At 45.0% G+C, this 14197-nt stretch carries 15 protein-coding genes; 6 read left to right on the top strand and 9 right to left on the bottom strand.

Annotated elements, in window-relative coordinates; genetic code table 11:
* Positions 1-35 precede the first annotated feature (35 nt).
* Positions 36-752, top strand: a complete 717-nt coding sequence (locus tag RQM65_RS16760; RefSeq protein WP_314016569.1) for a hypothetical protein — start codon at positions 36-38, stop codon at positions 750-752.
* Positions 753-899: 147 nt separating this feature from the next.
* Here the strand turns inward: RQM65_RS16760 and RQM65_RS16755 are convergent, their stop codons facing one another.
* Positions 900-2033 carry a hypothetical protein gene (locus RQM65_RS16755; protein WP_314016568.1) on the bottom strand — a complete coding sequence of 378 codons (1134 nt, stop codon included), beginning with the start codon at positions 2031-2033 and terminating at the stop codon, positions 900-902.
* Between the two features lie 193 nt (positions 2034-2226).
* Positions 2227-3855 carry an ABC-F family ATP-binding cassette domain-containing protein gene (locus RQM65_RS16750; protein ID WP_314016567.1) on the bottom strand — a complete coding sequence of 543 codons (1629 nt, stop codon included), beginning with the start codon at positions 3853-3855 and terminating at the stop codon, positions 2227-2229.
* A gap of 190 nt (positions 3856-4045) precedes the next feature.
* On the opposite strand from RQM65_RS16750, the gene RQM65_RS16745 reads away from it, so the two are divergent.
* Entirely contained in the window at positions 4046-5428 is a 1383-nt protein-coding gene (locus RQM65_RS16745) for a TlpA family protein disulfide reductase (RefSeq protein ID WP_314016566.1), read from the top strand.
* Here RQM65_RS16745 and RQM65_RS16740 read toward each other — a convergent pair.
* Complete coding sequence (locus tag RQM65_RS16740; RefSeq protein WP_314016565.1) at positions 5413-6570, bottom strand: glycerate kinase; 1158 nt, start codon at positions 6568-6570, stop codon at positions 5413-5415. The genes RQM65_RS16745 and RQM65_RS16740 overlap by 16 nt on opposite strands.
* Positions 6571-6602: 32 nt before the next feature.
* Here RQM65_RS16740 and RQM65_RS16735 point away from each other — a divergent pair, with 32 nt between their 5' ends.
* Positions 6603-6839, top strand: a complete 237-nt coding sequence (locus RQM65_RS16735; protein ID WP_314016564.1) for a DUF6095 family protein — start codon at positions 6603-6605, stop codon at positions 6837-6839.
* A gap of 354 nt (positions 6840-7193) precedes the next feature.
* Here RQM65_RS16735 and RQM65_RS16730 read toward each other — a convergent pair whose 3' ends face one another.
* Positions 7194-7877, bottom strand: a complete 684-nt coding sequence (locus tag RQM65_RS16730; protein ID WP_314016563.1) for a DUF4294 domain-containing protein — start codon at positions 7875-7877, stop codon at positions 7194-7196.
* Between the two features lie 149 nt (positions 7878-8026).
* Here RQM65_RS16730 and RQM65_RS16725 point away from each other — a divergent pair, with 149 nt between their 5' ends.
* Positions 8027-9115 carry a M42 family metallopeptidase gene (locus RQM65_RS16725; RefSeq protein WP_314016562.1) on the top strand — a complete coding sequence of 363 codons (1089 nt, stop codon included), beginning with the start codon at positions 8027-8029 and terminating at the stop codon, positions 9113-9115.
* Positions 9116-9430: 315 nt separating this feature from the next.
* Complete coding sequence (locus RQM65_RS16720) at positions 9431-10006, top strand: NUDIX hydrolase (protein ID WP_314016561.1); 576 nt, start codon at positions 9431-9433, stop codon at positions 10004-10006.
* 75 nt (positions 10007-10081) lie between these two features.
* Here RQM65_RS16720 and hisS read toward each other — a convergent pair whose 3' ends face one another.
* The 5 genes from hisS to rpsF form a co-directional block, all read right to left on the bottom strand.
* Positions 10082-11467 (bottom strand): histidine--tRNA ligase, encoded by a 1386-nt coding sequence (gene hisS / locus RQM65_RS16715; RefSeq protein WP_314016560.1) that lies wholly within the window; start codon positions 11465-11467, stop codon positions 10082-10084.
* 47 nt (positions 11468-11514) lie between these two features.
* Complete coding sequence (locus RQM65_RS16710) at positions 11515-11997, bottom strand: DUF6495 family protein (RefSeq protein WP_314016559.1); 483 nt, start codon at positions 11995-11997, stop codon at positions 11515-11517.
* Positions 11998-12069: 72 nt separating this feature from the next.
* Entirely contained in the window at positions 12070-12522 is a 453-nt protein-coding gene (rplI, locus tag RQM65_RS16705) for a 50S ribosomal protein L9 (protein ID WP_314016558.1), read from the bottom strand.
* 11 nt (positions 12523-12533) lie between these two features.
* Positions 12534-12830: a 30S ribosomal protein S18 gene (gene rpsR, locus RQM65_RS16700; protein ID WP_314016557.1), complete on the bottom strand. Its 297-nt coding sequence runs from the start codon at positions 12828-12830 to the stop codon at positions 12534-12536.
* Positions 12831-12834: 4 nt separating this feature from the next.
* A complete protein-coding gene (gene rpsF, locus RQM65_RS16695; protein WP_314016556.1) occupies positions 12835-13173 on the bottom strand; it encodes a 30S ribosomal protein S6 in 339 nt (112 codons plus the stop codon).
* Between the two features lie 234 nt (positions 13174-13407).
* On the opposite strand from rpsF, the gene RQM65_RS16690 reads away from it, so the two are divergent.
* A complete protein-coding gene (locus tag RQM65_RS16690) occupies positions 13408-14100 on the top strand; it encodes a LytR/AlgR family response regulator transcription factor (RefSeq protein WP_314016555.1) in 693 nt (230 codons plus the stop codon).
* Positions 14101-14197 lie beyond the last annotated feature (97 nt).

Below are 14197 nucleotides of genomic sequence, written 5' to 3'. Positions count from 1 at the left end.
AATGAATTGTTTAATTTTGAGAGAAAAGAAAATAAATGCTATTTAAAAGGACTAACATTGAGGAGAAACTGGTTCATCTCAATAATGATGAAAAAGTCTCGCAAGAAATTTTAAGGGAAGTCGAAAAAATACTCAACGCGGATTCCGATTCCCGTAAACGCATCGAAAAAAACATCAGCGATTCGGATGATGCCGTAATCAATGATTTCGATTTCGATTTTTTGAACACGAACAACATCTACCATCTAAGTCAAATCAAGAAGGTCTGTATCGATTACAGACTACGCTTTCTAGATTCCAAGTATTTTAAGGGAGATATTCCCCCAGAGGCCATCTCAAAAATAAAACGGCTCGAACAGGAGCACAATATTGAAGTCAAAGGCTTTAAGATTATGGCGCCTTCCAAGTTATTCAGGTTGGAAGACAAGGATGACCCAATTCTTTTTACGCCCATCGGAAACAACTATTATTATTTGATCCATAAGTGGGGCAATGATTTGCACCCTCTGCGCAAAATGATGATGTGGCCCTTTAAAAATATCGTAAATCTGACCCTGCTTACGATTGTAATTAGCTATTTCGTTGCCTTGCTGACACCCGTAGGGCTTTTCTCAAAAGGTAGTTCCAACGCTGAATTTTGGCTCCTCTTCTTCTTTATGTTCAAGTGCATCGCCGCGATGGTCATCTATTATGGATTTGCGATGGGGAAGAATTTCAACCCTGCTATTTGGAACAGCAAGTATTACAATTAGCCGTACCTCCGACCTCTTAGCGATGTGAAGTTTCAACTGTTAGGCGCCAGCGTCGCCACGCCAGGCACTTAATCACCGAAATCGACCTGCGGTGAATCAACTCAAGGAATACCTAATGGGATGTCCTCCATTCTATATGTTGTGGCATCAATTCACGAATATGGTGACGGGAACACCCATTACGTCAAGATACCCCGCCAATTTAGGGTTAGGTTCAAGTTGAATCCTTAGCATTCCCCCTGCATTATTCTCTCCTGATTTCTTATAGCCTACCAGCAACATGTTGTTGGCTTCGTCATAATGCACTACGGTCGTATTTTCGATTGCGAACTCATGGTCACGCTGCGCTTCGGTCAAGAAATTTTCAAAAGCATATAGTTTAACCAAATTCTCATCGAAATCATATATCGCCGGAACTTTCGGATATTCACTGTAAGCGTTGGCCGTCATGGCATAATACATTTTTCCGTTGCTATCGAAATGCTTTAGACGGGAGTTGAAAAAGTTCGGGGCTTTGCCTTCAAGATAATTCGTTTGTTCTGAAACCATCGTCGCGCTGTCGTAGATAACATGCATTTCATCGTAACCTACTACGACGTTCCCTTGGGAATTTTTCAAAATAGTGCGGGCATCATACCCCAGATTCTTAAAAGTAATCGCTTTGTCGCTCGCGAAATCAATGACCATCAATTTGTGTTCATCGGTGATTTCTTCGTCCATTCCCAGGATAAAGAGTTTATCGTTGGAAAAAACCATTTCTTCAGGACGATATGTAAGTGCTATGTCTTCAGACGCAGTCTCGGTTTCGGACATTTCGATGGCCCTTACCCAAAACCCCTTGTTTTGGCCATTAATCTCCTTTTCGTAGGCGATATAAACTTTGTTTCCACCCTTCACGATTGCTTTGGGAATAAGGTTGCAAGCACTCAAATCTGTAAATACGTCCTTTTCTGTGGAAGTATCCTGACTAAAATCGTGTACGATGATTTCACCGGAACACGCCGAATCTTTTAGGTACATAGTGACAACCTTTCCTTCTTCCGAAATCAAAAGTGGTTCTGCAATTTCCTGGAAATCGCTATCCTTTTCATTGGGACTAAGTTTTTCCGAGTTGCCTTGAACCGAGGTGGCTTTGAACTTTCCATTGGTGTTTACCAGCAGGGTATAGTCGGCATCACCTTTCGGTTGCTCCTCGACATCAGCTTTGATATCATTTTCAGATTTACTGCATCCAAAGGTTACAACTGCCGCAAGAACACAAGTTAGGGCGTAGGCTTTCATGAGGTCAAGATTTGGGTTAAACTGGTATCCGTGACCTTTTAAGATTGGAATTGCCGTAAAAGCTAAACTAGCCATTTAGACTATCACCTCAATATATAGAAATCAGCTACCGTAAGAGTAACAAAACCTTGAGGCCAGAAATGGATTGGGCAACCCACTTGTAGGTAAAATAAAAAGTCGAGATACGTCTCTACTAAGCAGGTACAGCGTACATTTTGTCCCGTTGCTCCCGCAATGCCTTGTCAGACATATACTCTTCAAACGTCAAATATCTGTCAATGTTGCCCTTAGGCGTCAATTCGATGATTCGATTGGCGACGGTTTGCGCAAATTCGTGGTCATGTGTGGTGAACATTACGGTGCCCTTAAAATTCTTCAAAGAATTATTGAATGCGGTAATACTCTCCAAGTCCAAGTGGTTCGTAGGTTCGTCGAGCATTAATACATTGGCACGTAACATCATCATTCGGCTCAGCATACATCGTACTTTTTCTCCCCCGGACAGCACCGTACATTTTTTTAGGGCTTCTTCGCCACTAAACAGCATTTTCCCTAAAAATCCGCGGATGTACACCTCTTCCCTTTCCTCCTCGGTCTTGGCCCATTGGCGGAGCCAATCTACCAAATTTATATTTTCTTGGAAAAAATCCGAGTTGTCGGCCGGAAGATAAGACTGGTTGGTGGTTATACCCCACTGAAAAGAACCGGAATCGGCTTTTTTATTGCCGTTGAGGATTTCATAAAAGGCGGTCGTCGCCCGGGAATCCTTCGAAATAATAGCCACCTTGTCCCCCTTGGCCAGATTGATGTTCACATTTTCAAAAAGAGGCTCGCCATCTTCCGTTGAGGCGGACAACTTATCGACGTTCAATATCTGATCGCCCGCTTCCCGCTCACGATCAAAAATGATGGCGGGGTATCTTCGGCTTGAAGGTTTGATATCCTCCACCTTTAATTTCGATAACATTTTCTTGCGCGAGGTGGCCTGTTTGCTCTTTGCCACATTGGCGCTAAATCGAGCGATGAACTCTTGCAGCTCCTTGGCTTTTTCCTCTGCCTTTTTGTTCTGCTGCGCACGCTGACGTGCTGCCAACTGACTGCTTTCGTACCAAAATGTATAATTGCCCGAATAAAGGTTCATCTTCCCAAAATCGATGTCGGCAATACTGGTACAGACCGTATCCAAAAAATGGCGGTCGTGGGAAACAACGATGACGGTATTTTCATAATTGGCCAGAAAATTCTCCAACCAATGGATCGTCTCATAATCCAGGTCGTTGGTAGGTTCGTCCATAATTAGTACATCGGGGTTTCCAAAGAGCGCTTGGGCCAATAGTACGCGTACCTTCAATTTGGAATCCATTTCAGCCATGGTCATATAATGCAACTCTTCGGAAATGCCTAAGTTGGATAGCAAAGCTGCCGCATCACTGTCGGCATTCCATCCGTTCATCTCCTCGAACTCTACCTGCAATTCTCCGATCTTATCGGCATTTTCATCTGTATAATCGGCGTACAGGGCATCGATTTGCTGCTTGATATCAAATAAAGGCTTGTTGCCCATTACGACCGTTTCCAAAACCGTTGAAGTATCATAGGCATTATGGTCCTGCTCTAAAATGGACATCCTTTTGCCCGGTTCGAGGCTTACCCGGCCCGAAGTCGGATCTACCTGTCCGGAAAGGATTTTAAGAAAAGTGGACTTCCCTGCCCCATTGGCGCCGATGACGCCATAACAGTTTCCCTGCGTAAAGGTCACGTTCACTTCGTCGAACAAAACCCTTTTTCCGAATTGAACGGATAAATTTGATACCGACAACATAGTTTAGCTTTTAAAAATTCGTGCAAAAATACGGAATTTTAACCGCATAACCCAATGAACGGATATTGAACCTATCGTTGATTTCATTAGCCCGTTCCAACTTATTTTTAACTCGCTATTAACAGCGCAAGGCAGTAGGGTTACGTAATTTTGAGTTGAACTTGCGGCAAAAGCAAGTACATACAACCTTATGAACAAAACGTTTTTTATTTTTTTTCTGGGCGTGCTGGTAGGATGCGGGAAAGGAGAAAAAATATCCCCCAATGCATTTTTTGCCGGGGAAATCGTTAATCCCACTAGCGAATACGTGGTACTCTACAAGGGAGATGTTGCGCTCGATTCAGCAAAGTTGGACAAGCAGAATAGGTTCGCCATCACCATCGACTCGGTCGTCGAGGGACTATATCATTTTAATCATGAGCCCGAACTGCAGTATGTGTACTTCGAGAAAGGCGATAGCCTGATGATGCGGCTCAATACCCTTTATTTTGACGAGTCCCTCGTATATTGGGGAAGAGGGGAAGAAATCAATAACTTTCTTTTAGAACTTTTTTTGGCGAACGAGGAGGAAGCCGAGATAGTACGTTCCTATTATAAATTAGAAACGGAGGATTTCGTCCATAAAATCGATTCTCTAAAACAAACGCGGCTCGATGCTCTTGCAGCCCTTAAAGATGGGATCGATCTGTCGGAGAAAAAAGAAAAAATCGCTAAGGCCAGTGTAGTCTATACCTATAACACCTATAAAGAAAAATATCCCTTTAAACATAAAAAATATACAGGGGAAAACGTCATCGACGACCTGCCCGAGAGTTTTTATGATTATCGGGCAAATCTGACCTTTGACGATTCGGACCTTACGTACCTTCGTCCCTACTATAATTTTATGAACAACCATATGGGCAACCTGTCGTACATGACCTGCACCCATGATTGCGCCCTTAAAGAAGGTACGGCACGCAACCCCTTGCATTTCAACGTACATAAACTACAATTGATCGACAGCTTGGTCAAGGAAAAGGAACTGAAGGACAATCTGTTCAGGCATGTTGCCTTCAATTACTTATTAAGCACCAATGATGTAGGGGAAAACAATTCAAAGTTTATCGAACGTTTGCACCAACTCTCCGACAATAACCGGCACATGCAAGAAATCGATGTGCTCTACCAGGGCATCAATAACATTCAACCTGATAAAAAAATACCGGATGTGACGGTTTCCGATAGGGACGGAAATATAATCTCGTTGCCGGAAATAGCCGGGAACAATAAAACCGTTTTCTATTTTTGGTCGGGCACGAACCGTAGCCACTTCGATTATATGAATCAAAGAATTTCCCTGCTCGTCGATAAAAACCCCGATTATCGATTCGTCGGCATTAATATAAGAACTCCTGAATCTGTTTGGAAAGGCCTCTTGGAGACCACTGACCTGGATCAAGAAATGCAATACCGTGCTACTGACTTCGGAACACTCACCAAATCACTGGTTATCAATCGGCTCAATAAATGTATCATTACCGATAATGGTCTTATCGTCGATGCTTTCGCCGATGTTTACGGATCGTTCTGATTCCCTTCTTGTCCTTTACTATTTTCGAAGTATGTCGCGATACTGTCCTCAACAAGCTGTGCGGCGTTATCCATGCTGTACTGCAATGGTTTTGAGGTATCCGTTATTTCCAAAATACGCTTCACACTAATGGATTTCGGCCCGTTAGCTTCGATATCTGACTGGCCGCAGACAGCTATCACCGGAATTTTGTATTGCTCTCCAATATCAACAACCCCCTGGATCAGTTTGCCGTGCAACGTCTGCTTATCAATTTTCCCTTCCCCTGTGATAATATAGTCAAACGGGCAAGCCTTTAACAATTGGTGCACGTGGGCCAGTTCAAGCAAAAAATCGATCCCTGAAATGAATTTGGCGTCAAGAAAAACGTTTAGGCCGTAAGCGGTACCCCCGGCGGCACCGGCACCCGGTAAGTCTGCCGCCTCCTTGTTCAACACTTCGGCAACAACGCGGGCCAGATTTCGCAAGCCCTCATCCAATATTCGGGTGCTCTCGTCGGTCGCCCCTTTTTGTTGTGCATAGACGTAAGCCGCACCCTGTCTTCCGTAAAGGGGATTGTCGACGTCGTTTACTGCATAAAAGTTCACTCCGGATACATCCATGGCCCCGCTCCTTTTTTCGATTGTTGCTATTTTAAGGAGGTTACCTCCCATCGGCTTCAGTTCCTTGCCCGAAGCATCCAAAAAACGATATCCCAATGCTGTGGCAATTCCTATTCCCCCATCGTTAGTGGCACTTCCTCCCAGTCCCAGGTAGATTTCGGTCGCACCTTGTTCGATAGCATGGCGTATTTGAAGGCCGGTTCCGTACGTAGAGGTCCGCATCACGTCACGCTCATCTTTCGTCAACAGCTCGAGGCCAGAGGCTTTCGCCAGTTCGATGTAGGCTGTATTGTTGGCGCTATCAAAGAGATAGACCGCTTGTCTTTTACGCTGTAAAGGGTCGACCGTGTCTATCGCGATTTCCCGAACGTTCAAATTTCCGGACACCGCGTTCAGAAAACCATCCCCCCCGTCGGAGGCTAAAACGGAATGAATCTTGGCTTTGGGGTAGATCCGTAGGATTCCTCTGGAAATAGCCTGGATTACTTCCTTGGCATCCAAAGAACCCTTAAATTTATCCGGGATCAGTAAAAATCTCATGGTTCGAATAAAATTTTGCTTAAATATAATCAATGCATACGGACAAGGCACTTCTCGTAAAAGGAATCAAATATCTCGCATATACCATTGCCCTGATGTTCACGGCCCCTGTCGTCATCTACCAAGCCTTCAAAAATCAAGAACATTCCTGGTACTGGCCGGTACTGATCATCGGTCTGATACTGGGTATTGCGGCAATCGCAATGGGGTTTTATAGCATCAAGGTTTTTCTGGATGCATTATTCAGAAAGAAGGAGGATAGTCGTTAGACGACGGTCATTTGTCGTTAGACGATGGTCTGGTCGTTAGTAGTTTCGGAGGGATGAGGTAGAGGTTGGTTATGGAAGATTGATTTTAGTGATGAGGTGGTCGCTAGTGGTTACAATTGATGATAGACATTCTACGTTTGAGGTAGTTGATTTGCAGTGTGTTTTGGTCGTTGGACGTTAGTCGTTGGTCGATAGAGCTGAATAAGATAGATGTTGTTTGTAGCGTGATTGTAGGATGGTAGTCGAGAGATGTGGGTCATCAGATTGGTAGTTAGACCTTCGTAAGCTAGATATCGGACGATTGTCAGCAAGTGCCTTGAATCGCTGTGACCGCGTCAATGGCCAACCCCTCCCCTACTGCTTGGCGCTTGCAGGCCCCCACTTATCGGTGAGCTGGGCGTAATCGTAGTCCAAAACCGATTCCTGGCGTTCCAGTCGATAAGAGGCAAAGGCACGCTGCAGAATATCCTCGATTTGATAGTCTTCGTGAATACGGTCGGGGTGAAATTCTTCTTTAAGACTGATGCTGAATAAACTGGCCGTGGTATTATACCAAAAAGCACGCCAGCCGGTCCGCAGTTCCTTGACCAAGTCGAAAGCGGTGGTGCCGGTCTGCCGGTGGATCAATTTAACCAAAATCTGGCCCTCGGTGCGCGTCAATTTCTTGAGTTCGGCCGAAAACTCGTTCTCAATAAACTTTTGAACTTTACGGGTATAGCGTCTCTGATGTCTTCTTTTTTTGATTTTCGAGATGCTATCGTTCAATTCGACCAGCCGTTCCGCGGCCATTTTGGCATACGGATATACCTTCAGGGTCTTTCGGCGGAGAATATAATACCGTAGCTTATCCTTGTAGGAATCGAATTTGAGGTTCCCGAACAGATAGACCTCGTCTAGATCGATGGAACTCCTAAAAATGGAATCCCCCTCGACAATGATCATCTTCTCGGTCACGGAGTCCATCGGCTGTTCCCTGACCTGGGTGTAACCAACAACCCCGAAGAACAAAAAAAGTAAAATTAAACGACTAGTTTTCATCGGACGTATTTGAGCAAAAGTCCTGCCAAAATTAACGAATATAAAATGCCCTTATTATCGGATTCCTCTTAATTTATAGTGAATATTGGCTTTAACATTTTGCATCATCCCATACATATTCTAAGTTTGTCTTCAAACAAAAATTCCACATGGCCAAAAAAGATATTTTAAACGACAAATCCCTGCAATTTTTAGAAAATTACCTGAACAATGCCTCTCCGACCGGATATGAGTCGGAAGGACAGAAGTTATGGATGAAATACCTCAAACCCTATGTGGACACGTTTATCACGGATACCTACGGCACTGCCGTCGGTGTCATCAATCCCGATGCGGAGTTTAAGGTGGTCATCGAGGGGCATTCGGATGAGATTTCGTGGTATGTCAACTATATCACCGATAATGGATTGATCTACGTCATTCGAAACGGAGGCAGCGACCATCAGATCGCTCCTTCAAAATGGGTGAACATCCATACCAAAAAAGGTATGGTAAAAGGGGTCTTCGGATGGCCGGCCATTCATACCCGTGATAAATCGGATGAGAAACCGCCCAAATTGGACAATATCTTTATAGATATCGGGGCAAAGGACAAGGAGGCGGTCGAAAAGCTGGGCGTACACGTCGGATGCGTCATCACCTATCCCGATGAGTTCCAAATTTTGAACGAGGATAAATTCGTCTGTAGGGCCATTGACAACCGCGCCGGAGGGTTCATGGTCGCCGAGGTAGCGCGCTTACTGCACGAAAACAACAAGGAACTCCCGTTCGGTCTCTACATCACCAATTCCGTTCAAGAGGAAATCGGACTGCGCGGCGCGGAGATGATTACCCAGCGTATCAAGCCCAACGTGGCCATTATCACCGATGTCTGCCATGATACCACTACCCCAATGATCGAAAAGAAGACCCAGGGCCATACCGAGATCGGGAAGGGCCCCGTCATCTCCTACGCCCCTGCGGTTCAGAACAAACTGCGCGAGCGGATTTTGGATACGGCCGAAAAACAAGATATCCCTTTTCAACGCATGGCGGCCTCCCGGGCCACCGGAACGGACACCGATGCCTTTGCCTACAGCAACGGCGGGGTAGCATCCGCCCTGATTTCTTTGCCATTGCGTTATATGCACACCACCGTCGAGATGATACATCGCGATGATATGGAGAACGTCATCCGGTTGATTTACGAAACGTTGCTGAACATTAAGGACGGGGAGACTTTTAGCTATTTTGATTGAGAGAAATGGGGTATTTATTTTAATGGCTCTACCCTAATTTCTGTGAGACAAAACAGATGATATTCAATTTGACCGTAATACGAAAGGAATAAAGAACAAGGACTACCAAAGTTACAAGGATGTTTTAGGCATTGGCTTCATTTTTTTGGATGGTTCGAACAATGTTCGTCCTTCTTCCTTGCTCTTTTCGTCCTTATTCCATCAATGATGGCTTTCAAATGCTCATCGATACTTAAGGGCACCCAAAAATTCAGGGTAGAACCTATTTAATCATATAACAGGTCGAGGTCTCGGCCCAGGCCTTTTTTATACTTCATGGACGAATTAGTGGACATTCTCGATTCCCAAGGAAACCTTACCGGTAAAACCGCCCTTAAATCGGAGGCGCATAAAAACGGATGGCCCCATCCTACGGTACATGTATGGTTTTTTACTTCGGATGGAAAAGTTCTGCTCCAACAACGAGCCAAGAACAAAAGCACCTTTCCTCTGCTATGGGATGTTTCCGTAGCGGGACATGTCAATGCCGGGGAACCTATCAAAGAAGCAGCTATTAGGGAGGTCCGCGAGGAAATTGGACTCGATATTCTCAAGGATGACTTGCAGAAAATCGCGGTTTTTAGAGCGACTCACAAACATCCGGAGGATATAATAGACCGTGAATTTCACCATGTCTTCCTGTCCGGATTAAAAGTTGGGTTGCAAACGCTCACCAAACAGGAAAGCGAGGTCAACGCCCTGACCTTGATGCCCCTTCTCCGTTTCGCCGAAGAAACCTGGGGTTTGGCCAATCCGGGGAAATATGTGCCTCACGGCGCGGAATACTACCAAAGCGTTGTAAAGGCAATTAAGGGACGAATAGAAGGATCGACTGAAGCCCATGATGCTTGAGTCATAGCTTTATTGCAATCGTAATATTTGGCACCTGAACCGGGTGCATCGGTTTGATGGGGAATGGAGACCGACCTACTTCTGTTTAAGATGTTGCATAAAATCGTCCCAATTTTTCAGGGCGTAGGTATCTTGACTTCCGCTCTCCATATCCTTGACCACGAACGATTCTTCCGCCAATTCTTTTTCACCGATCAGTATCACGTAGGGCACGTTCCGTTTATTGGCGTATTTGAACTGTTTTTGAATTTTGGCATCCGAGGGATAGAGATCAGCTTTGAATCCTGCTTCCCTAAGCTGGCTTACCAGTCTTAAGGCAGCCATCGCCTCCTTGTCCCCAAAATTCAGGCAGAGAATCTCCAAACTTTGCTCCAAAGTTTCAGGGAAGCGTCCCAATTCCTCCAACACCAAATAAATACGATCCAACCCGAACGAGATTCCCACCCCGCTGACATCCGGCAATCCAAAGATTCCCGTGAGGTCATCGTAGCGTCCCCCGCCCCCGATGGACCCCATATCCACCCCTGACGGGGCCTCGACCTCCAAAATGGCGCCCGTATAGTAATTCAGCCCCCGAGCCAAGGTCACGTCTATGGAAAGTTCTGCGGACTTAAGGCCCAAGGCCTCGACGGTTTCGAAGATATAGGTTAGCTCTTCAACACCCTTGCTACCATCTACGGAGTTGGACAAAAGATTTTTTAAGACGGACAGCTGCTCCGAATTACTTCCGGTCAATGAAAACAGGGGTTCCACTTTCGCGATGGACTCCTCGGAAATACCTTTATCGGACATCTCCTTTTTTACGCCATCGGCCCCTATTTTATCCAACTTGTCCAATGCCACGGTAAAATCGACCAGTAGGTCTTTTGCTCCGATGGCTTCGGCGATACCCGCCAAAATTTTACGATTGTTGATTTTGATGTTGACCCCATCAAGACCTAGGTCCGAAAAGACCGCATCGTATAGTTGTACGAACTCAACCTCCTGCAGCAGGGAGTCCGCCCCGACCACGTCGGCATCGCACTGGTAAAATTCCCGAAAGCGTCCCTTTTGCGGTCGATCGGCCCGCCATACCGGTTGTATCTGATAGCGTTTGAAAGGAAAATCAATGTCGTTTTGATTCATGACAACGTAACGGGCGAAGGGTACGGTCAGGTCGTAACGAAGTGCTTTTTCGGATATTTTTGTAGTTAGAGCGCTGGTATCCCTCCTAGCATAAGTGGCTTCATCCACTTTCCGCAGAAAATCCCCCGAGTTCAAAATCTTAAATATCAACCGATCGCCCTCGTCGCCGTACTTCCCCATGAGGGTGTCAGAGTTTTCGAAAGAAGGGGTTTCAATAGGCTGAAAACCAAAAATCTCGAAATGCTTTTTCACAATATCCACAATATAATTGCGTTTTGCGACCTCTGTGGGAGTAAAATCCCGGGTGCCTTTGGGAATACTCGGTTTTTTTGCCATGAATTAGTATTTAAAGCAACAAATATAGTGGTTTGGGGCGGGTAGGGCTACTGGGCGGACGGACCGATTACCTTTTCGAACCATTGGTACAGCTCCCCTTTTGTGATAACCGCCCCCTGCTCTATCAACTTGAACTTGTCTAAACCGGGATCTTCCGTATACGCTTTTGAAGCGGTCAGGTATTCCACAAAATCGGATTGCCAGTTCTTCTTGAACCAATCGAAGCCTATTTTGGTGGTCAGGTCGATATCGGGATTCATTAACTTGACCGAAAGCAGTTTCATCTCCTTTTCCGCACAATAGAATAAATGCATATGTTGTGGCGATATGTTTTCCAGATAATCGACCTTTGACAATACGCCCTCCCAGACCAAGTCGCTAAAGACATCGAGTTCTTCCTCGGCGACCTTGGGCTTGTCGGCTTTGATTTGTTTCCATTCCTCACCCGTGATGGACTGGGTAGCCAGAAAATTAACGAATTCCGGTTTCAGCTCCTCCAATTGTTGTTGGGTCAGTCTTCTATATTTCATTACATCGCTATTCATAAAAAAGCCCTCCTGTATATGTACGGGAAGGCTTAGATAATTTGTGAATACTATTGGTTACTGCTGATCGGAGACCACTTCAAAATCGAATTCCATCACAACCTCTCTGTGTAGCCGTATATCCGCTGTGTAGGGTCCGGCTCTTTTAATTGCGCCTCCCTTGATAGCGATGAATTTTTTATCGATTTCATGACCGTCCTTGGCCAGCACGTTCGAAAGATCCGCAGCGGTGACCGAACCGAACAATTTGTCGGCGGCTCCTACCTTGGCCGGTATCTTAATATCCAATGTCTTCAGGGCTTCCGCCGTTCTTTTGGCCGAGTCGACAGCCGTTTTTTCCTTATGGGCCCTCTGGCGCAAGTTCTCTTCCAAAACCTTTTTGGCAGAAGGTGTTGCCATTGTTGCCATGCCTCTGGGAATCAAGTAATTTCTACCGTACCCGTTCTTTACGTCTACGAGATCATCCTTGAAGCCCAAATGCTCTACGTCTTGTTTTAGTATAAGTTCCATCTTTGCTTGTATTATTTTAGTAGATCCCCTACGTATGGCATTAGCGCCACATGACGGCACCTCTTTATCGCCTGGGCCACCTTGCGTTGGTATTTCAATGATGTTCCTGTAAGTCTTCGAGGCAATATCTTACCTTGTTCGTTGACCAGTTTCATCAAAAAATCGGGATCTTTATAATCGATATACTTGATACCGGATTTTTTAAAACGACAATACTTCTTTTTGGTATTGGTCTCGATGTTCAATGGGGTCAAATAGCGGATTTCACCGTCCTTTTTCCCTTTTGCCTGTTGTTGTAATGTTGCCATGTCTTTACGCTTTGGTTTTTAGCCTACTTCTTCTTTTTTCTGCCCACTCGATGGCGTGCTTATCCAATTTGACCGTTAAAAAGCGCATCACACGCTCTTCCCTTTTCAGCTCTTGCTCGTAAGGAGCAACAACCTCCCCGGGGGCAGTAAATTCGAACAAGTGGTAAAACCCACTCTTTTTGTGTTGGATGGCATAGGCCAATTTTTTAAGTCCCCAATTTTCCTTGGAGACCATTTTGGCGCCATTCTTAATTAAGAAATCCTCGAATTTCTTAACTGTTTCCGCTATCTGTTCTTCAGAAAGCACGGGATTCAAGATGAAAACAGTTTCGTAATGGTTCATAAATGTATATTTTTTAAGTGCGCAAAAGTAAGAATATTTGAGACACATTACAAGAAAATCATAATTTCTTCGTTCTATATTGGTATAACCCAAAAAAAACCAAACATACCCAAATCTTAACCTGGGTTCATCGTCGAATACATCAAAAAAACTGCCATTCATACATATTATTTGTAGTTGAAGGTGTTTTTTTAGTAATTTGACCATGGTTAAAGCCCACAAATCGCCCCATTTATGAAATTAAGAAGTATTATCGTAGACGATTCGTCCATGCAACGAATGGCTGTCGTAAAGCTGGTAAACAGCCATCCGCAGTTGACTATGGTTGCGGAATACAGCAACGCGATCGAGGCCAAGAACGGCATCAAGAACCATGAAATCGATTTGATTTTTCTCGATGTGGAGATGCCTATCATCAACGGGTTCGACCTACTCGAATCCCTTGAGAACAGTCCACAGGTTATCCTGATTACCGGAAAGCCCGATTATGCGCTAAAGGCCTTCGATTACGATGTGACCGATTACCTGCACAAACCGATTACCTTGGCCCGTTTCGATGCCTCGGTCAAAAGAGCCATCTCGAAATATGAGCAAATGCATCAGACCTTGGAAGACGAAGAGCACATTTTCGTTAAAAGCAACCTGAAAAAACGCAAGGTAATCCTCAATGACATCAAGTGGATCGAGGCCCTTGGCGATTACATCAAATTGGTGACCGATGAGGCCAATATCGTCATCTTGTCCACCATGAAATCGTTCGAAAAAGAACTGCCGGAAGAGAAATTTCTTCGTATCCACAAATCGTATATCGTGAATTTGGAGAAAATCGAAAAATTTAACAGCAAGAACGTCGAGGTAAGCGGACGGTCGATTCCCTTAAGCAGGAACAAAAAGACCGAATTGGCCGAAGCCTTGAGCAACGTTTAGCATTGTACCTTAAAAATTTAAAGCACCGCTGTTTCCTTAATTGGAGGCAGCGGTGTTTTATTTTGCATCTCGAATGCGCTCGATGTGACGGTGGATT

The organism is Pricia mediterranea (assembly GCF_032248455.1).
Classification (GTDB): Bacteria; Bacteroidota; Bacteroidia; order Flavobacteriales; family Flavobacteriaceae; genus Pricia; species Pricia mediterranea.
This window is presented reverse-complemented; position numbering and strand designations above follow the sequence as displayed.